Here is a 20,850-nt window from a genome sequence, read left to right as displayed (position 1 = left end):
GGTCTCGGCGTCGCGGATCTTTGCCTTCAGGTAACCCCCGTATCGCTGGCCAATGGCCGGGTCGATACGGTCGCCGCGCCCGCGCCGTCCGGATTGTTCTCCGGGTAGTACTCGTGCAGATCGACATTGCCTTCCGGATCGATCTCCCGCAGCGGCTGGCCGAAGCGGTTGTAGGTGTAGTCGACCAGAACCGTCTGGGTCGAACCGTCGACCAGTCGCGGCGACCGCTTGCGCGCCTGCACGACGTTGCCCTTGCGCTGGTCGGTGACGCCGTCACCGTTGACGTCGCCCAGGCCGATGGAGACTCCGGCGGCGGTCAGGCGATCGCGAACAGCCTGCTCGGTCATGCCCAGGCTCGCGGCCAGCGCCGCAACGTCGTTCGATTCCTGATAGTCGTAGACGAACTGCGTCGTGTAGCGCGCCGCAGAAGCCGTACCGCCGTTGGGCGGTACATAGCCCGGCAAATTGCCGCGCGGATCAACCGCCGAAATGACCTGGTTGAACAGCGGTTCGTAGCGATAGCTGACTTCGAGCTGTTCCTGCCCTTCCGCACCACGCGGCCCTGCGCGCTTGATCCGCTTGAGCAGATTGCCGCGCTGGAGCGGATCCGGGTTCTGCGTGTCGTAGACGACTTCCACCCGATTGCCTTCCGGGTAAATCGTCTCGCGCAGTTCACCGTCGAGGGTGTAGCGGTGCAGCGTGGTGAATTCGGCCGGATCGTTCGGATTGATGTCGCGATTGGTCCGCTCGCGGCGCTCAAGCAAATTGCCGCGCGCATTGTGGATATGGACTTCCACATTGCCGTTGCGGTCGGTCATCGTGACCTGGTTGTCGGGCACGTCCGGCTGATCGGCTGCACCGCCCGGCAGATCCTGGTACTCGAAGTGGTAGACCTGGTCGTTGGCGCCATGGCGCTGGTACACCACCCGGTCCAGCTGGAAACCGCTCTGGCCGTAGCGATTTTCCAGATACGTCTGGCGATTGCCGTCGGTCACCGTCAGCAGATTGTGCTTGAGCGCACCGTTGGCGAAACGCGTCGAATAGGTATACGAGGTGAGCTTGCCTTGCGGGAAGTCGTTACCCGTCGAGGTACCGACGATCACCGGCGAGCGCACGCCCACGAGATCGCCGTAGCTGTCGTACTGGTAGACGACTTCGCGTCCGCTGAAATCGGTCACCGTGTGAATGCGGCCGTTCGGGTAGTAGCCGATGGTGATCGGACGTCCGAACGTGTCGTGCACGGTGACGAGACGGCGCGTCGCATCGTAGGTGTACGTCATGCGATTGCCGTTGCGGTCGCGCCGCTCGGTCATGTAGCCGTTGGCATCAAACTCGGTGGCGAAGCCATACCGGTCGCGCAGCGTAAAGGTACCGTCGGCGTTCTTGTTCAGACGTGTGTAGAGGCTGTTCGGTGTCTGGTAGCTGCCGTTGGGCAGACGACGGTACGTATCGAGACGGCCGTCACCGCGCGCAGCGCGCACGTCACCATCGGCGCCCGCCGGGAAATGCAGGCGTTCGTTGTGGTTGTGATTCCAGCCGTGACCGACCGGTCCGTTGTATTCGTACTTGCTGCGATACGTACGCGTGAACTGGAAGTCGAAGCCACGGCCCTTGATGGAAAGATCCGTGACCGACGCTCGCAACTCGCCCGTGCTGAGGATGACCGGGTCGCCCTCGGTATTCTCCTCATTGTCACTTTCTTCCGTGTCATCACCGCCAGGACCGTCGCCACCGGGGCCGTCATCGCTATTGTCACCGTCGTTCGGCGGGATCGGCGGCGTGCTGCCGCCCCAGCCAGCCTTGGTGATGCCTGAACCGGCGTCGCTGACGAGCTGCGTGCCGTCTTCGTTGACGGTGCCGCGGCCCATCGGCACGAAGGTCGCCAGTTCGTGATCCCACTGCACAATATCGGCCGTATCGCCGGGACGCATACCCGTGGCGTTCGGAATCCGCACTTCGACCGGCGGGTCGAAGCGCGCGCCGGTCGGCTGAATCGTCCACGCGACCGCACCGAAGGTGGCCTGGCCGCCCGGCGGCACCATGGGCAGGCGGTCGCTGTTGACGCGCGTCACCACCATCGGACCGACGCGCTCGCCGTCCTTGAAGGTCACGCTGTTGGCCTTGACTACCATCTGGAAACCTTCCAGACCGGGAATATCCAGCGTCACGTCGGCATTGCCGCCGACGATCTTTTCCCGCGACCGGTCGATCGGCGGCAGATAGATCGGATGCGGCAGCTGATTGGTCTGGCCTTGAATGACGGCCGTTTCGAAATGCAGGCCCGGATATTCGAGCTGCTGCCCGCCGCGGCGAATGCGCACTTCGCGACCGTCGACGTGCAGGTCGATCTTGCCGGCCGGCACCTGACCGTCGAACGTGAAGCGTCCGCTCGCATCGGTGCGCGCGACCAGGCTGGTACGCGTAATCGACAGAATCACACCCGGCAGCGGCGTGCCGTCATGGTCGAGCACGATGCCGGTGAAGCGGGTCGGTCCGTCGCTGCGTTCCAGCACGACCAGATGCAAGGACGCGTTGCCGACGAAGCCACCACGCGTCAGCGCGGCACTGGCGTTGACCTTCACCGTACCCGGCGTGCCGCCGGCCAACGGACGCACCGCCGCCATACCGTTCTTGTCAGTCAACACGGTCATCGACAAACCGTCTGCGGCCGGGGTGCCGCCCAGGGCCGACTGCGCGGTGAAACGCGCATCGCCCGATTCGATCGTGAAGCGCACCGAGGCGCCGGCGATGGGATTGAAATCGCGGTCTTGCACGACCACGGCCATGCCTTCCACCGGCTGGCTATTCGTCTGCGCGTACTGGCTGCCCGTGGTACCGGCAATCAGCACCCACAGCGGTTCGCCACGCAACGCGGTCGCGGTGAAGACCACCTCCTCGCCCTGGTCGAGTGTTCTCGCCCGAACCACGTCGCCGGCTTCCATCGCTTCGCTGCCCAGCGTCAGCCAGACTCCGGCGCGACCGGCGGCATCCGTGTTCACCACGAGGTGGCGCGCGGGGTTCACGCCATCGATCAGCGCTCGCGATCCCGGTGCGGCGCTGATGCTGCCCGCACCGCGCGTGATATCGAACTGGATCGGCAGATTCACCAGGGGAAGGCCGTCGGGGCCGATCGCGGCCACCGTGAGCGGCTGCGGCAATTCGCTGCGCGCGGCGGCGCGTTGGCGATCGCCCGAGAGCAGGGTCACGCGCGGCGTACCGGCGGCGATGCGCGTCACCTGTACCGTGCGGCTGCGCGCATTGCCGACTGCATCTTTCGCCGTGACGCGCAACTCGTTGGTGCCGACCGCCAAGGGCAGATCGCGCGCGATGTAGTAGCGATCGCTGACGGCCGCCTGCACCGTCTGGTTGTTGGTCAGATTGACGATATCGACACGCGGCTCCGGCGAATGCAGGCCGCCTTCCACGGCATCATTGGCGATACCGCGAACGTCGAGCTTGCGTGCGGAGGTGATGACCGGTGCTTCGAATCCTTCCACCGTAAGGATCGGCGCCGTCTGATCCACGTACACAGTGAGATGCGCCGTGACAGTGCGGCCCTGGGCGTCGTGTGCGTTGATGCTGAGCAGGTTGGTGCCTTCGCGCAACAGAAAACGTTCGAACTTGAACGCGGTGCCGCCGTTTTCCAGTACGGCCGACTGCTGGTTGATCTCCACGCGCGCCACCGCGCTGCTGATGGCGCCGGTGATGCTGATCGGGCGCTCGACGTCGCCGGTCAGGTTGGTTGCGCCACCGGGGGAGTTCGGCAGCGGGCCAAACACCTGCCAGTCGGTCGGACTGGTCACTGTGATGCGCGGGGCCTCGACATAGCTGACCTGCGTTTCGGTCTCGCGCGTGGAACCGTCGCCGTAGGTGGCGATCGCCCGCAGGGTATTGCCGCCGTCCGTCAGCGGCACGTCCGCGCGATACATCGTGGCGTTGCCGGTCGTCGCACCGGCCACGGCCAGCAGACCGTTGACGGTGACGCTCTGCACCGGGCTGGTGCCCGCGCGGACGCGCACGTCGACCGGAAGGATCCGCGTGTAGACCGTGCTGCCCGTCGCCGGGCTGACGATTTCCACCGACGCGGTTGCGACACCTTCGAAGCCGTCACGGAAGATGCGATCGGGCACTTCGCCGTCAACGGCCGCCGCCGCTACCACGGCCAGTACCTGCGCCGAGGGCAGACCGGGCGCGGCCATGCCGGCGGCGCTGGTCAACAGGGCGACAACGGCGACGACAGCGGCAAACAACCGAGGGGTACGGCGAGTATTCACGCGGTGCTCCGCAGGGGATTCAATGGCGGACGGTTGCGCGACCACGACGCAGGCCGGTTCTTCAACGCGGTTCATGGCGTGCCTCCTGGTGCTTTCACCGCGGCGGGCTTGCCGCCGCCGGAATTCAGCCAGTCATTGATGCGCACGGCGAAATCGCCCGAGCGTTCCGCCACGCCCGTTTCCTGCCAGCGAATGCGTTGTTCTTTGTCGATGCCCAGAATGGCCGGCATTCCAGACAATTGCAGCGGCATCAGCACGGCTGCGCTGCGCGCGCTCACCCAGCGCGCCTCCGGCAACAGCTGGCGGCGGCGAGCAAATGCACGCGAGGATTCAGCATCACCGATGACCAGCACCACGGCGCTACGTCCGCGATAGCCTTCGCGCCGCAGGGCGTCGATCGCCGCATGGCTGCGCGTCGAGCGCGCGTCCAGCACCACGACCAGGCGCGCCTGCCCGATCTCCAGCGGCACGGCACTGCCGCGTCCGCCGGCGTTGTCGACGAGCAGGCCGCCGAGCACGCGCTCGCGCGGTGGGGTTGCGGCGGCGACGGCCAGCCCGGCCGCCGCCAACAGCGGGATCACAATGAGACAACGCATCATTTTCATTGCACCGTAAAGTTCTTGATGCTTTCGCGTTCGGCCGGCGAAAGGCCGTCGAACATCGTCGCGATCGCCATATCCGCCAGTTGCCCGGACCACTCGCCCGCCCCGGCGAAATCCCACGAGCCGCGCACCACGGCGAAATGGACGTAGCTGACGCGTTGTCCGGCCGCAATGGTCGGCGTCCACTGCCAACGGAAGCCGCCGTCGTCCGGCGTGATGGTCACCTGCGGAGGATCCACCGCACCGGAGCCGGCGAACACCAGCCCGGCCACGCCCGGCGACGACCAGCCGCCACGGCGTGCCGGCATCTGCCCCAGCACCGCGTAGCGGCCGCCGGTCGCGGACGGCGCGGTTCGCAGGTAGGCCGGAGACGACTGGTATTGGCCTTCCACCGCGATGGGCACGGTGACCGGCGCGCCGGTTTCGTTGCTGAACGTGTCGACGATCCGGGCATAGCCACCGTCAGCCGGCACGTAGAAGCGACGCGTCACGCGCAGGCCGGACATGGCGACCGGGCCCAGCTGCAATTCGCGTCCGTTCTGCAGCGCCAGCCCCACACGCTGGTACGGGTAGGTGCGGCCATTGACTCTCAACCGATAAGCACCTTCGTACGGTCGTCCGTTGAAGCTCTCGGTCAGGTACGGCGACAGCGTGCCGTAGCCGTCGATCAGGAACGTATAGTCGGACTGCGAATCGACGAGCGCCTGCTCGGCGCTGACGGCATTGCCGAACTGCACGTCGATCGTCGTCGGCGCCCCCGCCGCGACGCCGCCGGTTGCCACACCGACGGTCAGCGGTGCGTTGCAGTTGTCGGCAACCACGGAGACCGGGCCGGCAACCACCGCATCGAACGCGTAGTGGCCGGCCGCATCGGTCGTAGTCGACAAACTGACGGTCGCGTAGGCCGGGCCTTCGGCCGTCGAGCGCAGCTCGACGCACGCGTCGGCGACGATATCGCCCTGCGCGTTGCGCACCGTACCGGACACGGATCCCGGCACGCCGAACTGCGGATTAAGCGTGAGCACCTGGTTGTTGGCCGACAGTTGTCCGCTGGCCGCGGCAATGTTGTTGCTCGTCGGATGGATGGCGGCAACATCGACATGGCCCAGCGCAACGCGGTCGACCTCGTAGCGCCCGTCGTCGTCGGTGGATGTCTCGCGATCGACCGCGCTGCCGCTGCTGGAAACGAACACGGAGGCGTTCGGCACCGGCTGGGTCGACGTATCGGTCAGCAGACCGCGCACCGTACCGGACGACGGCAGCAGCACATCCACGATCGAAGGCACCGTGACATCACCGAGCGAGCCCGACACACTGGCACTCAAACCGGAATGGTCGTCTTGCGCGCGTACCACGAAGTCGCCCAGATCCGGCTTGACCAGCAAACGGTACGTACCGTCGTCGTCGGATTGGGCGAACCGCGTCTGTCCGTCCGAACCGGTCACGTTCACCGACGGATACGAAACCGCGTCACCGCCGGCGTAGCGCACGTGGCCTTTCACCACAGGAACCGTGAATCGGGCGACCGTGCTTTCGTTGGCGGTCACCGCAACCGTTTGCGACGGCAGGCTCATCTCCTCGGCACTACTCACATTCACCTCGACGTCAGCCTGACCGGCTGCAACGCCATGGAAAGCAACCGGCCGACTGCAGTGGAAATGGCGATTGGCGTCGCCGGAACCGGATCGCAGCCAAACCTGGCAGGTCTCCTCGATCCGGGCGTCATCCGCCGACCGCACGCGAACGTCGACACTGCCGCCTGGCAGGTCCACGTCGAAATCGGCCGTCGCTGTTCCACCGTGCGCGGCGATCGTCGCCGACGCCGACGCGCCATACGAATCACCGGGCGTGTATACGGTCGCCCGGAGGGAGAGTGCCTGGCCCACCGGCAAATGGTCGATGCTGTAGCGGCCATCACCGTCCGTCGTCGTACTGAGCATCTGCGTGCCTTCACCGTTACCGAAGAAGTAGCGCGCATCGACGGTGGCATCGGACAACGGCGTGCCGTTGAGCCGCCTGACCGTACCGCTGACCGTACCGTGGCCGGCCAGTCTGAGTGTGACCTCGGCAGTCTGTCCCGCCACCGTCGTGATCTGCACCGCTTCGCCGTGCACGGAGTTGTCGGGATCGACCCCTTGGAAGGCAAACACCACGCCCGAGGGCACTCCGTTGAACAGGAACCGGCCTTCATGGTCGGTGCTGCCCGAGGTGTAGTTGTTGCCATTGGCCACGTCGTCCATCTGCACGCGGGCATAGGGCACCGGCACACCGTTGACGTCCAGGACCTGACCGCCAACCGCGGCCGCCGCCATGGTCATTTCGACCGGCACGGTCTGTCCGTCGGCCGGCTGGACGATGGTCTGCACGAACATGTTCCCGTTGGACGGATCACGCGCGCGGATCCGCAGCGGCAGGTCGGAATAGTGCGTGTAGTTCACACGACCTTGCGCATCCGTCTGCGCGTAGTTGAACGCGTCGTCGCTGGCAAGCTCCAGGCTGACGCCCTGGCCATACGGCGAGCCGTCGGCCTTGCGCACCTGAATCGCAAAGATCGTGCTCGCCGGGAGCACGAGATCACGTTCCACCGTGCTTCCCGCCGCCGGCAGATCTCCGTTTGCCTCCACCGCGACGTTGACGTTCGCCGGCGGCATGTATTTCAGCGTGAACGTACCCAGCGGCACGTTGTCGACGCGGAACAGACCGTCGGAACCCGTGAGGACCTCGGTGTGCAATTCCGGCAACGCGCTGCGCAGGCGCAGTCTGGCACCGGCCACCGGCGTGGCACCGTCGCGACGGTAAACATGACCGGTGACGCTGCCGCCGCCCTGATAGCTCATCAGCGGCGTGGCGACCGTGTCGACGCTCGCACCCACGCTGTAGCCACCCAGCGGACACCACGCAAACCGGGCCGAGATGGCAATCGTGTACGCCCCGGGTACCGCAGCGACGACGTTATGCAGATCGCCGAATTCGTTGTACTGGGTGATCGTGTTGCCGCTGCTGAATCCGTATCCCTCGGCCAACAGCTGCAAGCCCGGCGAGTACACTTCCGTGCGAATGGCGCAATTGTCCGGTTCCTGTCCGCCGGCGGTCACGTCGATACGCTGGCCGGCCGTCGCCATCACGGCAAACAGGCGGCGTTCGCCTTCGAATGCCAGGATATCCGGACGGTCTCCCGCGGCCGCGGCGTCGAAGGTCAGCACGCGTGACTGCCCGTCGTCGGCCGGGGCGACGACGCCCTCGGCACTCAGCTGCTTCCACAGCCCCTGGTGCTGCACGCGTGCCAGGACCGTGTAGGCACCTTCGACGACCGCGTTTGCAGTAACCAGGCCCTGTGCATTGGTGTTGCCGACGAGGCGTTCGCCGCGCGCGTCGACCAGACGGATCGATGCACCGGACACAGGAGCGCCACCGGCCGTGCTGTCGATCACGGCGATCTGCAGGCTCATCAGCGCCTTGAAGGCGAGCGCAATCGGGTCGACTTCGCCCTGCACAGCGATCGAACCGTTCGCCACCGGCGACAGCTCCGGATCATTCGGATACCGCGGATCGACGACGCGCACGCGGTAGTTGCCCTGCGGGATGTTGGCAATCGTCAGACGTCCCGCCCCGTCCGTGCGGCCTGCCACCCGCTCCGGCTCATCGGGGAGCTTCAGGTACACATAGGCGTCCACTGCGGGAGTTCCGGCCGGCGTGCGCACCGTCACCTCGGCTGAACCGAGCGCCGGCAGCATGGCGTTCTGAACCACCGGCGATCCGTTCACGCTCACATCGTGGCGAACATGCGCGTTGGATACGGGATCGATGATTTCGAGATCGTAGCCGCCGTGCGGTACCGCCGCGAACTTGTAGCGGCCGAGGCTATCCGTACGCGTCTGGCGTTTCACCGCGCGCTTGCCCTTGTTGCCCTGCACCGTCGCGGCATCGCAACCGGTCGCGCACTGGTCGTACGCCTGCTCCGCGGCCGCGCCCGACAGATTCACGACCGCATTGACCGCGGACGCACCGCCGCCGGTCAGCACGGCACCTTCGATATACGAGGTCGGTTGGGTTTCCACGTTGGCAGCGACCACATCGCCGACGTTCACCTGAATCTGCTTGAGCTCACCGCGCAAGCCGCCGTCGCCCCACACGGCTGTCGGATGCGTTGTGTGCAGCAGGAAGTCGTACCGGCCCGCCGGCAATCCGGCGTAGACGTACTGCCCGTCCGGCCGCACGTTGGCAAAGAGCGACAAATAACTGCCTTGCCCGTCGATCGAGCGATAGACCGTGCCCGACGTGACGCTGAAATCGGCAGGCCCTTGCACGGTACCTGTGAGCACGCCGGTGTCGAAAATCAGGTCGTGGGTGGTCGACAGCGGTTTCACCGTCACGCGCGACGGATATTTCGTCGTGGGGTGGCCGGCGCGTTGATCGAAGCAGTCCATTGTTTCCTGTACGGTGATCCGCGCGTCCACACCTTCGGGCAGCGGAATCGAGGTCGCGGTCGACAGCTCGCCGCGTATGTCGAAACTGCCGATCGGCGGCGGATTCGGTCCGCCGCCCACCGCGCTGACAGACACCAGGCCAGGCAGATCGGTGCCGGGCATGGAGCAGTGATCGTCGTGCTGCATGCCCCAGACGCGATTGAACAGGGGATGCGTCGACTGCACCGTGACCCTGGCGCCGCGCACCGGCGTGCGTACGTCGCCTTCATACACCATGCCGCGAACGCTGGCCGTCAGCGCCGGCAGCGGCGGCAACGTGCTGGCGAGATCCGTCGGAACCGCGAAGTTGCGGATGGCTGCAATATCGGTCTCGGCCAGGTCAGCCAACACTTCCGGCGGCAACTGGACAAGGCGCTCCGCCGACGCCTTCGCACCGGCGCGATTGATCTGCTGCACCGCGAAGTGCATCAGCGCCACGCGGCCGCCCGCAGGGACCGACAGGGTCGACCAGCGCGCCGCCAGGGTCGGCTGTTCAAGACCGTCGAAACTGACGACGTCCGGCGCCGTCGCGCCACCGGCAAAGACCTGTGCGCTCGACGGCATCTGATACGCCAGACGCACGTCCGCATCGACAGCGTCGTCGATCGTCACCCACCGATCGTTCGCGCCGACCTGCGCATTGCTGTCGGATGTCGCTATGACGCTACCCGTACGGTAGCGCGAACGCAGATCCACCGCGACCGTGATCGGCGAGGCCGTCGGATTTTCCAGAACGTCGATATAGCGCGCGAAGTAGGCGCCGCGAGGCACGTAAATCTTGCGCGATACGTTCAGTCCGGCGATCGGCGTCGGCTGGCTGATCACCAGCTGGCGACGACTGGCCTCCATGCGTGCACTACCCTCGCCCGCAAACGGCTGGCCGTTGATCAGCAGCTGCATGCCGGCATCGGAATAGGTGCCCTCGCCACTTTCAAGAGCGCCGGAGCGCTGCACGTCAAAGCGGAAACGGTTCGCGTCGTACAGCGCCGTCGGCAGAGCAATCCGGTTATCGAGCAAGGTCAAGTCGAGCAGCACTTCCTGGCCGTCGGATTCGATCGTGAACTCCCCTTCGGCGTAGCGGTCCTGTCCCGCGTCGTAGGCCGTCAGCAAATAGGTGCCCAAGGGCAGGCCGCCCACACGATAGTTGCCGACTCCCGCAGTGACGCCATTTCGACCATTCGCGCCGTCGCCTCGGATCTGCTGGATCGAGAACGGGAATCCGCCGGCCAACGTACTGCCGTCCGGGCGGACGATGGTGCCGTGGACAGCACCGGCCGGCAGCAAGGTCGCCGTGACCTGGATGTGATCGCCGTATTGCTGAATCGACGCCGTCGTCCGGCCCTCCACGAAAGGATCGGCCCCGTCCGGATGGTGGGCCACCACGTGATACTGGCCGACCGGCAACTGGAAGCTGGCGACGCCATTGCTGTCGGCGTTCTTGACGTCCTGCACGATCCCCGCGACGAACACCTGGCTGTTGCCGGCCGGCGTGCCGCGCGCGTAGTTCACCTGTACATCGAGCGTACCGAAGCCGAGCAGAACGATGTCTTGTTCGGTTTCGATATCCACCGTCACCGTGGCGTTGGCGAGACCTTGCGCACCGCTGACGACGTCACGTGCGTGCAGCCCGTGCTGACCCACCGGCACGTCGGTGAAGCGATAGCGCCCCGCCGTATCCGAGCGCGTCACACGACTATTGGGGTTGTCGATGCTCAACTTGACTTCGGCATTGACGATGGGCGTGCCATTGGCGCCCTTCACGACGCCGGCGATCGAACCGGTGGGCTCCATCACGATGTCGGCGATCTCGGTGTCGGCGGCAGTGGTAGTAGCGGTTGCGCGCCCGTAGATCGCACGCCCGCCCTGCGGGTGCGGCTTGTCCGCGAACAGGAAGTAACTGTACGGCGGATTGCCGCTCATCCAGTACGTGCCAGCCGTATCGGTAGTGGCCGAGTTGGACGGGGAAGGCTCGACATCCGAGCAGCGGATTCGATCGTCAAGACGGCAAAGGCGGACATAGGCGTCGGACACGACGGAGCCGTTGTGGCGCTTCACTGAACCGCGCACGTTGCCGGTGCTGGCGAAGATCAAGTCCTGCACCGTCGCGGCGGCATCAGGCGGGAACGCGCCCTGGGCAACCGACGTCGTCACCTTGGTGGCCGGATGCTCCGCGTGCAAGGAGAAACCGTAGACCGGAATCACGGCGTTGCTCGCCGTACCGTCCAGGTGCGACCGGAACTCATAGGCACCGTCGTTGCCAGTGGTGGCGTAGCGCACGCGACCGAACAGGCGATGCTGGCTCTTGAACCGCACTTGCGCCTGCGGCACCGGCGTGATGCCGTCACTGGCCAGCACGCGGCCGCTGATGACACCGGCGTCGAGATTCGGCAACGGTTCCTGCACTGCGGACTGTTCCGGCACCACGAAGTTGCGAATGGCCTGGCGCTCGTCGGTGGTCAGGTCGCCGATCGCTTCCGGCGGCAGCTGCGCCAGGCGCGTGGCCGCGTCGCGCGCCGTGGCGCGATCAATCTGGTGGAAGCTGAAGTGCATCAGCGCCACTTGTTCACCGGGCGCCACGGTAACGTCGGACCACTCGTAGGTCAGCCGGCCGATGCTGCCAGAGAGATCGAACGTGGCGCTCGCTACCGAATTCGTAGCGCCGTCGCCGTCGAACAGATGTCCGCTGGCCTGGATCGACGGCTTGCCGAATGGATCCTCATCGACCTGGTCATCCACGACGACCCAGCGATCGCGCAGCGTCGGGTGGGCCACCGAGAGCACCTGGTCGCCGTCGGAGGTATCGACCACGCGGGCATTGGCCTGCGCATTACGGAAATGCGACTTCACGCGAACGCCGACCGTGATCGGCGCAGCCGTGTCGTTGCGCAGGATTTCGGTGTAACGCGTGAAATAGCCGGCACGCGGCGTGAAGATACGCCGCTTGACCGTGAGGCCGGACGGCGTCAGGTCATCCACTTCCACCAGTTGCCCGTTGGCACTGAGCTGGCCGAGCGTGCCGTTGCCATTGGTGAAAGGAACCCCGGTACCGTTCTGGACGATTTCCAGACGCATGCCGCCGGTATCCGAACCGCTGCCCACATACACATTGTTCGTGCCGTTGACGATGCTGCCGTTGCCGGCAATATCGAAACGGAACCCATTGGCATCGTGCAGGTTGAGCGGCATGGTGACCGCACTGTCGATCAGGGTCAGATCCACATCGTCCACGTGACCGTCGAACTCGACCCGGCCGCGGCCTTCGGCACGCAAGGACAGGTCCGCGTTCTGCGCGGCAATGGTGAAGTCACCGGGCGGCACGTCTGGCAGGGAGTAGTTACCCTGCGCATCGGTGACCGTGTCGTACGTCGTCGCGCCGTTGCAGGTGACGTTGGTGCCGTACACCGGGTCCGGATTGGTCAGGCGCACGGCGATGCCTTGCATCGGCGTTCCCGTCGCGTTCGTCACCGTTCCGGCAACCTGGCCCTGCCCGATCAACTGGATGTTCGCTTCGACTTCCTGCCCCTGTGTACCCAGCACCACGCCGGTGGCGCGGCCACGCACGCGGTCGCGCCGCGGACAGCCGTCGGTGCTGAAGAAGTTCAGCGCGTCGATCGCATAGGTATTGGCTTCGACCGATTCGAAGGCGTAGCGGCCGTTGGCGTCGGTATGCGTAACGAAGGCGTTCAAGAACGGCTCGGGCAGCATCCGCACCACCATGCCCGCACCGACCGGCGTCTGGCCATCGGAGCGATACACGCGACCGTGAATGCGGCCGATGGCGCGCGCCCGCATCGTCACGGACACGGATTTCTGCTCGTTCGGCAGCAGGACGCCCACCGCCGAACCGGACAGCGCACCCACCGGTGCCGGCTTGCTCGCCGTAATGCGGTAGTCGCCGGCGAAGACGCGATCAAATGCGGCGATGCCGTCCGCTCCGGAAATCACTTCCTGGCTGGTGCGGAACGGCGATTCCGTGCTGACGGTGACGCGGGCGCCGGCAACGACGGCGTTGTTCACGTCGGTCGTCTGCACACGCAAGCTGCCGAGGCCGACCAGGCGCACGTCGACAGTCTTGGTATCACCGGCCGATTCGACGCGCGTGCGCGCCAGCCCCATGTCGCCGTTGCCGAGCTCCTCGGCGTACACGGTGATGTCGCCGACCGGCACGAGATCGACATCGTAAGCCGCCCCGTCGGGCAGCGCGACGTTGGCGATCGCATGGTTTGAACGGGCCAGGGTCAAACGCACCGGACCCGGCACAACGCTACCGTCGCGCCGCAGGACACGCCCCTTCACACGGCCAGTGGCGGCCATGGTGATATCGAGCGGCAGCGCCTGGCCTTCGGCGTCCAGACGGCCGGCATTGACGCCCGCCAGACGCGTGACGTCGTCACGCGCGGTCGCCGAGATCTCGCCGGCGAACACGCCACTGACGGAGTAGCGGCCCTGCGCGTCCGTGGTGGTGGCCCAGGTATTGTCGAAAGCCCCCGGGTCGCGACCGACACCGGAATATTCGCCTGCGGAACACCGCCTGGATTGCGGACTGTGCCCGACACCGTTCCCTTGGCCAGGAAGACGATGCGCGACTCGAGCGGCTGGCTCGGATTCAGATTCACCACGATGGCTTCCGTGCGGCCGCGGTCGAGGTTCTGCTCCGCCTGCACGTAATAGCGATCGGCGCGCGTGACCGGGAATCCGAACCGGCCTTGCGCATCCGTTTCGGTGCGCTGCAGGCCGTTGATGGTGCTGCCCACGTAGGTGTATTGCGTGCCGTGCGACTGCGAAGCCAGATACACCGCAACGCCGGCGCCGACCGGCGTCACGCCGTCGCGCTGGAATACCGTGCCGACGAGCGTGTCGTCGGCAATCGTGACGTCGCGCTCGACCACCTGCGCATCCGTGGCAACGCGCCCCTGGGCGCGTCCGGTGCGAAGATCGGCGGTGACAGCCGTCAGCTCGAATTCGCCGACCGGCACGGCCGGCAGAACGAAAACGCCGTCGCTGGTGGTCAGCGCATCGAAGCTCAATCGCAGCCCGACCAGCGACTGCATCGTCACGCGTGCCCCCGCATAACCCTCGCCGAGCGGATTGCGCACGCGGCCGCGCACCACGCCGACGGGGCTGAGCACGACATCGCGCGTGACCACATCGTTCGCATTGCCGATGACGATGCCCGGAACACGGGCACGTAAACGGCCATCGATAAAGGCGTCGAGCGTGAAAGGGCCGTCCTGGATCGGCAGCGTGTCAAATTCAAACGCGCCGCTCTCGGTTGTGACCGACTGGGTCAGGATGCCGCGCTCACGACTGAGAAGACGAATCTGCACACCGGCCTTGAGCGTCTGACCGTCGACGTCGTAGGCGACGCCGCGGATAGTGCCGATGGATTGCAGGCGCAGCGTCATCGGCAAGGTCTCGCCGACGGCCAAGGTTCCCACGGCGGTACCCACCAGCTGCGTGTTCTGTTGACGCGTGGAAACGGTAAAGAGTCCCGCGCCGATGCCGGCAAAACTGGCTTCGCCGGCGGCGTTGGTCGCCAGGGTGCGTACCTCGCGGAACCCGCCGAGAGTCGTCAGCGTGACTTCCGCATTGGGCACGGGCGCGTCCGTCGCACCGACCACCGTCACGCGAACGATGCCTTGGCCGTGCAGGCGCAAGTCGGCGTCCACCACCTGCCCTTCGGTTTCGAGCCGCGCCGTCGCCATGGCGCGGTCGCCGGTGGCGGGATCGATGCCGGAAATCAGGAAGCTGCCCGCGCTGACGTCATCCAGGCGGAAACGGCCGAGCGTGTCGGTGACGGCGGTACCGGCCTGGTCCATCGTCTGCAGACGCACGATCGACACCTGGGCGCCGATCACCGGCGTGGTGCCGTCAGCCCGGAGTACACGTCCGGTCAGGCTGCCGCGCGGCCCGAGGATGTACATATAGGTGGAAGACACCGCGCCTTCCGTCGTGGCGGTAACCACCAGGCGCGCCGACGAGCCGGCGGCAAACACCGGGTATACCCGGATCAGGCCGTCCTCGGTGACCGAGGCCAGCAAGGTGTTGGACAAGGCATAAACGGTACCGGCGCTGCGCGCCGTGACATTGGCCTGCGATCCGTCGGCCGCGACCGCCGTCATCGTGAGCTGCGAGGTCTCGCCCGTGGTCAGGAAGCGATCCGGCGCGCTGAGCGTCGCCGCGATCGGTATCGGATCGAGCTGGCCCCAGGTGATCGGGCCCAATTCGATGATGTCCGGCTGGAACGGATTGGTGAACCCGACCCGGCTTTGGCCGATGCTGCCATCCGAGCAGGTGGCACGGGCGCGGATGGCGCCCAGATTGCCGGGGATTCCGAAGACGGTGTAGCTGCCGTCGGGTGCCAGGGGGCGCTGCGGTTGCCGGCCGTCACCACGCAGGACGCTCCGGCAGGCGGTTCGCCTGTCTGCGCGCTGACGGTAACCGCGGTCAATACCCACAAGAAGAGCGCCGCCAGGGCGCGAAGCGCCTGACGTCCGTACGCGATGTGCATGAAGGTTCCCTGATGCCCCTGGGCAGATCGACTTGCGGCTGCCCGGACAGGCGTCAGCCGGCCAGGAGCCAGCCAACCCAGGGTGCGCGCAAGGAATCTGCCATTGTAAGCGGAAAGCCCCCGCGGAGGCTGACGAATTCCCTTGCAAATCTGGCGATTTGTCACACAAAGAGGTCGTGGAACAGGAATTGACATCCATCCCCCCTCGATCCGTGCGATGAAATGCGCCTCAGGTCATCAACGGGAAAAGACGGGATACATGCTCATGCGCGCCCAAGCCGCGTCCCGGCAGGCGGTCCGTCACCGACCCGCTCGACCTGGTGAGGAACGTCACTATTGGTGGCAGGGATGGCGATGTGGTCACCCGTGGAGATCTCGCCGTAGTTCGCCAACGTCGGCGCTGCGACAACACGACAACCGTGGACGCGCGTCGCGCCCATCACTACAGCAGCCCTATGCCGATTGGCGAATGACCAGCAACCCGGCCGGCTCCTCGTAGCATCGTCCCGCGGGCCAACGGATGTCCACAAAGGGCTCCTCGTCATCGTGGATCACCGCGACGACCTCGCCGACACCGTCACCGCGGCCCCATGCATCAAACGCGTTGGGAGCCCACGTTGCTGGATTCTTTCGTACGCGATCCCCCATTTTCAGCATCCGCGTTCGCTCCCTATTTCCACCAGACGTCGCGCAAGACCAGCTTCGCGGCGCAGGTGCCGACCAGCGCGGTTTGCGCGTAGGGCGGCATGTCGTCTACGTGCCGGGTCTGGAGGTAGCTCAACTGCCTCATCAGTTCCGCAAATGAGGGGGCGCGGAACTCGCCCGCAGGGTAGATCAGTGCCGCTTCCATCTCGCCGTCAGCGGTCAGCGACTGCGGATAGAGGACGATGAAATCCGTCGTGTTCGTACCGTACTTTCCAACGACCAGCGCGTCTGCCAGGTAACGCGTGCGTCCGGTGGAATCGTCCTGCGCGACGCCATAGACATGGTATTCCGCGTTCGTAGAGTCAATCGCGTGCGCACTGGCAACCTCGACATACCAGGGCTCCACATCGGCCATGCGCTTGACGTGCGAAGGATGATAAAAGCCGACGACATCCGCACCCGGCACTGTTGCCGGATGGTAGGTGCGTACGAAATCTCGGTAGGACAACGGCAGCGCATACCCCAGGACACGCTGCAAGTGTGCCAACGCGTCGGCGGCAGATTGCGTCTCCGGCGTAGGTGGCTGAAGCAAGCTGAGGCTGGCCTGCGTCAAATCCGGCGATGTGGCTGGCCCGTCAACGGAACTCCTCTCGCCACGCTGCCAGCACGAGAGAAATTCTCGCCACGCAGCCAGATCCGATACGTATCCGGAGTGCCTTTGCGAAAGGGTGCGTGCGCCGGACGTGGCCGCCCTGGGTGCATAGTCAGGCGAACCGCCACACGCGACCACGCCCAAGCCCGCGAAAACCGTCATCACGCCGACCGCAATGCGGCGCGCCATCGTTCGCAGAATCCTGCCGTACCGGGCAACCACGGATGCGCCTCCCTGCATCGTCCTAGACCCTGCGCCCCCAATCCTTGCAGAACGGTCGGTAGCCTTCGACCTCGATCAATTCTTCGATGACGAACGGCCGCCGTGGCGGATTGCACGGCAAACCCAGTTCGCGAAGAAGGTAGCGCGCCTCGATGCGGACTTCTTCCCACTCCGCCGCCGCCTCCAGAGCCGCATAAGACCACACGCCTGCATCCTCCCGGGGAGGCAATGCCTTCAACTTCGCCATAAAAGCACCTATCGCACCGTCCGCGTCATGGAACACCCCGCTCAGTGCATGCACATACTGTCCGGCAACCACCACGCAACCAAACAAGTAGTTCGCGCCCGGATTGCGATACGCGCTCTCGCGACAGAAATAGCTGCCGGTGGACCCGCACAACACGCGTTGCGCTTCGCCCGGAAGGGAGAAGAATGAAACGAGCCTCCAGGCCAGCTTGCTGCGCTCACAGAGTGGGGGAAGATACGGGTCCATGCAGAAGGCCCCACAAGATGCACAAAGCCATCAACGGCGATCCAGCAACGCAAAGATCGCGGCCGCCTGTTGCGAAAAGTCGCCATAAATATCCAGGTCCGCGTCGAAGCGCTCCTGGTTCTTCGCAATGAATTCAACCGCCTCCCGAATCAGCGCCCGGTTCGCGGTGATGTACTCCGGGCAGTCGCGCAATCTCTCCTCCACGACGTCCAGAAAGCAGCTCGCCATATCCGGTTCGGTTGACTCATTCAGGGGATTGGTCAGAAGAAAGGTCGCCAGGCAGCGGGAGTAATAGACGAACGGTCTGAAGGGCATCCAGCGCAGGTCGTCCACAGTCTCAATCGCGGTCTTGTGAAGGTAGCGGTCTCGGAGATCCTCGCAGGACTTCCCCAGATAGTGCTCATACGCCCACCTCAGATCGAGATTGTCGCGATCGATTTCGCCCCAGTCCTCGCTGGTCGGAATTGGAATGCAGTACTTTTCCATCGAAGATCTCACTTGCCTCAGCGCGCGACTCGGCCCCTCGCAGAGGCGTTCCCAGCCATACTCTGCGATCCCGGCAAGGACAGTCTATACAGGATGGAGACCACCAGCGACGCAATCGACCTCATGATCGCCTACGTCCGCCGTGATCTGAGCACGGATGAATTCACCGAGCACTATCCGGAAATCTGGAGAGAACTACGCGACACGCACCACCTGGCTCGGGAGAACGCATATGTCCAACGCGCGCTCGACTGCATTTTCACCGCCATTGACGACGCCGACAGATCCGCTCAAGGGGATTACACACTCTGGATCACTGTACGCGCCACATTGAACGTCATTCACGGCATTCCGCGATAACTGCGCATCAAAACCTTGTGTCGAACAACGCAGTCACCAACTACCGAGCTCGTCAGGCACGTCGTACATCGTGCCGTCAAATTTCACGGTGTAGCCGATCCGCGTTTCGGTCACCTCGCCTTCGCTGCAATCGGCAGCCAGCCCCTGGTCCGTGAGAACCTCATCGACCGCGATATCGAAACGCCCCTGTGAACGCGTCGGCAGCATGCGCAAGGTTCTCGCTGCACTACGCGACGCCGCCGCGCAGTCACCGGCCGCCGGATCAGTGGCGTGGAATCCCATGGAAATCCACTCACTCACCTGCCCGATCCGATTTTCCTGCGGCAGGAACAGCGCCAGCGACCGCGTGCTGGATCGACTCCCCCTCCGCGACATCACAACGCCGAACGCCAGCTCGCTGGCGGAGAGTCGATATCGCGCGGTATCAATCACGACCTCATGCAGCGTGAGTGCGTCAGACACCAGCGCTTTGGGAAAATGGCCGTGACTGCGCACAGCCTGGGTTTTCGTGTCAGCAACGACCAGATGCAGGTCGAAATACTGCTCGTCCCACGGCCCGCCGTCGCCGTAGGGAATCGCGAAGATCGTGAGGCCCGGGCGACCCGGCCACGCCTTGCAGGCGGTCAGCTCCGGCCGGTACTCCCTGTCTGGCTCAAACCGGCTGGCCAGCGTGGCAAGCGCGGGGCTGTCGCACGTCGCTCCGGCGGACGGCGCCATCAATAGGCAGGTGGCGAACAGCCAGCACGCACTGCGTTTCATGGCGATACCCTCCGGACGAAAGCGCGCCCAGTATGGCGCCAGCCTGCTGGCCGAGCCATGGCGGTTCGATGGCAGGCCGCTGGGGAATCGGAGAATTTGCCGTGCGCCAGGGCAACTGTGGCGACTTCGGTGCCGTCAGCACGACGAACGCGGCTTCACAACGCTCGCGCGTGAAGCGCTACGCAGGGCGTAGTGACAGACACAATGGGGAGATAAGGAACGTGGATACTCGCGCCGCCGAAATCATCCCGACGTAACGCAGGCGCCTTGGTGCCCCGAGCCGGACTCGAACCGGCATGACCTTGCGGTCGAGGGATTTTAAGTCCCTTGCGTCTACCGATTTCGCCATCGGGGCGGACGCGTCTCACTCAGAGGGAGTGGAGCGGCGGTGAGGATGCGGGATTCGCGCGAAAAGGGAAAGATGGAGGCCTGGGTCGGAATCGAACCGGCGTACACGGCTTTGCAGGCCGCTGCATGACCACTCTGCCACCAGGCCATCTTTCCCAGCAAGCCCGCGTAGCGGCAGGCTGGAAAAGAAAACCTCGGATGCCCGAGGTTTTCTGAAAATCGTGGAGCGGGAAACGAGACTCGAACTCGCGACCCCGACCTTGGCAAGGTCGTGCTCTACCAACTGAGCTATTCCCGCACCGGAGACCGCGCATTTTAGGCATCGAGCGGTCGAAGTCAATAGTTTTCGACGCCGATCGTGACAACGCGCCCCATCCGCCGTGCGGCGGCGGGTCAATCGCGCTCGCGCAGCACCGGCCAGGCCGCCTTCACGTAGACGAAGGCCGACCAGATCGTGAGCGCTGCCGCGGCGACCAGCAGGTACTCACCGATACGGTACAGGCGCAATTCCGGGAAATCGTGCTGGTGCAGCAGCACCACCAGGGCGACCATCTGCACGATGGTCTTGATCTTGCCTACCAGGGCCACTTTCACGCGGGCACGCTGGCCGATTTCCGCCATCCATTCGCGCAGGGCGGAAATGCTGATTTCGCGGCCCACGATTACAGCGCTGGTGACAGCCAGCATCGGCGTCGGGTTCTGCTGCACCAGCAGGAACAGTGTCACCGCCACCATCAGCTTGTCGGCCACCGGGTCCAGGAAGGCGCCGAAGGCCGAGGTCAATCCGTAGCGTCGTGCGATCCAGCCATCGAGCCAATCGGTGAGCGCTGCGGCGATGAAGATGGCGGCGGCGGCAAGATTGGCACCGCGAAAGGGGGAGTAGAACACCACCACCATCACCGGTAGCAGCACGATGCGGAACAGCGTCAGCATCGTTGGCAAGGTCAAGCGAGTGGATCGCACAGGGCTTCCTTGTTGGGGTGCGTCCCGGTGGCTGGCCGGGGGGCGCAGTGTGACACGCAGCGCCGGCCG

General features: G+C 65.2%; 10 protein-coding genes and 3 tRNA genes. 1 reads left to right on the top strand and 12 read right to left on the bottom strand.

What is annotated here, in order from left to right; translation table 11 throughout:
* Positions 1–26 precede the first annotated feature (26 nt).
* From N4264_RS12190 to N4264_RS12160, 7 genes are all read right to left on the bottom strand, one after another.
* Positions 27–4,349, bottom strand: a complete 4,323-nt coding sequence (locus N4264_RS12190; RefSeq protein ID WP_261697307.1) for a DUF6531 domain-containing protein — start codon at positions 4,347–4,349, stop codon at positions 27–29.
* Positions 4,346–4,873 carry a hypothetical protein gene (locus tag N4264_RS12185; RefSeq protein WP_261697306.1) on the bottom strand — a complete coding sequence of 176 codons (528 nt, stop codon included), beginning with the start codon at positions 4,871–4,873 and terminating at the stop codon, positions 4,346–4,348. The genes N4264_RS12190 and N4264_RS12185 overlap by 4 nt, the downstream gene beginning before the upstream one ends.
* Before the next feature lie 2 nt (positions 4,874–4,875).
* Positions 4,876–13,047: a carboxypeptidase-like regulatory domain-containing protein gene (locus tag N4264_RS12180; protein ID WP_261697617.1), complete on the bottom strand. Its 8,172-nt coding sequence runs from the start codon at positions 13,045–13,047 to the stop codon at positions 4,876–4,878.
* 587 nt (positions 13,048–13,634) lie between these two features.
* Complete coding sequence (locus N4264_RS12175) at positions 13,635–15,800, bottom strand: MSCRAMM family protein (protein ID WP_261697305.1); 2,166 nt, start codon at positions 15,798–15,800, stop codon at positions 13,635–13,637.
* Between the two features lie 723 nt (positions 15,801–16,523).
* Positions 16,524–17,006 carry a hypothetical protein gene (locus N4264_RS12170; RefSeq protein WP_261697304.1) on the bottom strand — a complete coding sequence of 161 codons (483 nt, stop codon included), beginning with the start codon at positions 17,004–17,006 and terminating at the stop codon, positions 16,524–16,526.
* Positions 17,007–17,394: 388 nt separating this feature from the next.
* On the bottom strand, positions 17,395–17,865 hold the full coding sequence (locus N4264_RS12165) for a hypothetical protein (RefSeq protein ID WP_261697303.1): 471 nt from the start codon (positions 17,863–17,865) through the stop codon (positions 17,395–17,397).
* A gap of 30 nt (positions 17,866–17,895) precedes the next feature.
* Positions 17,896–18,351: a hypothetical protein gene (locus tag N4264_RS12160; RefSeq protein WP_261697302.1), complete on the bottom strand. Its 456-nt coding sequence runs from the start codon at positions 18,349–18,351 to the stop codon at positions 17,896–17,898.
* A gap of 123 nt (positions 18,352–18,474) precedes the next feature.
* Between N4264_RS12160 and N4264_RS12155 the strand changes: the two genes are divergently transcribed.
* Positions 18,475–18,711, top strand: a complete 237-nt coding sequence (locus N4264_RS12155; RefSeq protein WP_261697301.1) for a colicin immunity domain-containing protein — start codon at positions 18,475–18,477, stop codon at positions 18,709–18,711.
* Positions 18,712–18,744: 33 nt separating this feature from the next.
* Here the strand turns inward: N4264_RS12155 and N4264_RS12150 are convergent, their stop codons facing one another.
* The 5 genes from N4264_RS12150 to pgsA all read right to left on the bottom strand — a co-directional run bounded on the left by N4264_RS12150 (position 18,745) and on the right by pgsA (position 20,751).
* Positions 18,745–19,470 carry a PA3715 family protein gene (locus tag N4264_RS12150; protein ID WP_261697300.1) on the bottom strand — a complete coding sequence of 242 codons (726 nt, stop codon included), beginning with the start codon at positions 19,468–19,470 and terminating at the stop codon, positions 18,745–18,747.
* A gap of 268 nt (positions 19,471–19,738) precedes the next feature.
* Positions 19,739–19,825: transfer RNA gene (locus N4264_RS12145), tRNA-Leu, on the bottom strand.
* A gap of 67 nt (positions 19,826–19,892) precedes the next feature.
* Positions 19,893–19,966: transfer RNA gene (locus tag N4264_RS12140), tRNA-Cys, on the bottom strand.
* Positions 19,967–20,040: 74 nt separating this feature from the next.
* Positions 20,041–20,116 (bottom strand) — tRNA-Gly (locus N4264_RS12135).
* A 95-nt stretch (positions 20,117–20,211) separates the two neighbouring features.
* Positions 20,212–20,751 (bottom strand): CDP-diacylglycerol--glycerol-3-phosphate 3-phosphatidyltransferase, encoded by a 540-nt coding sequence (gene pgsA, locus N4264_RS12130; RefSeq protein WP_261697616.1) that lies wholly within the window; start codon positions 20,749–20,751, stop codon positions 20,212–20,214.
* Between the last annotated feature and the right edge of the window lie 99 nt (positions 20,752–20,850).

The organism is Tahibacter amnicola (assembly GCF_025398735.1).
Lineage (GTDB): Bacteria > Pseudomonadota > Gammaproteobacteria > Xanthomonadales > Rhodanobacteraceae > Tahibacter > Tahibacter amnicola.
This window is presented reverse-complemented; position numbering and strand designations above follow the sequence as displayed.

What these genes read in the sequence shown, in the direction of transcription:
- N4264_RS12190 (WP_261697307.1), bottom strand. Translation starts at nt 4,349, where the DNA reads ATGAACCGCGTTGAAGAACCGGCCTGCGTCGTGGTCGCGCAACCGTCC.
- N4264_RS12185 (WP_261697306.1), bottom strand. Translation starts at nt 4,873, where the DNA reads ATGATGCGTTGTCTCATTGTGATCCCGCTGTTGGCGGCGGCCGGGCTG.
- N4264_RS12180 (WP_261697617.1), bottom strand. Translation starts at nt 13,047, where the DNA reads ATGCTGCCCGAGCCGTTCTTGAACGCCTTCGTTACGCATACCGACGCC.
- N4264_RS12165 (WP_261697303.1), bottom strand. Translation starts at nt 17,865, where the DNA reads ATGGACCCGTATCTTCCCCCACTCTGTGAGCGCAGCAAGCTGGCCTGG.
- N4264_RS12160 (WP_261697302.1), bottom strand. Translation starts at nt 18,351, where the DNA reads ATGGAAAAGTACTGCATTCCAATTCCGACCAGCGAGGACTGGGGCGAA.
- N4264_RS12155 (WP_261697301.1), top strand. Translation starts at nt 18,475, where the DNA reads ATGATCGCCTACGTCCGCCGTGATCTGAGCACGGATGAATTCACCGAG.
- N4264_RS12150 (WP_261697300.1), bottom strand. Translation starts at nt 19,470, where the DNA reads ATGAAACGCAGTGCGTGCTGGCTGTTCGCCACCTGCCTATTGATGGCG.
- pgsA (WP_261697616.1), bottom strand. Translation starts at nt 20,751, where the DNA reads ATGCTGACGCTGTTCCGCATCGTGCTGCTACCGGTGATGGTGGTGGTG.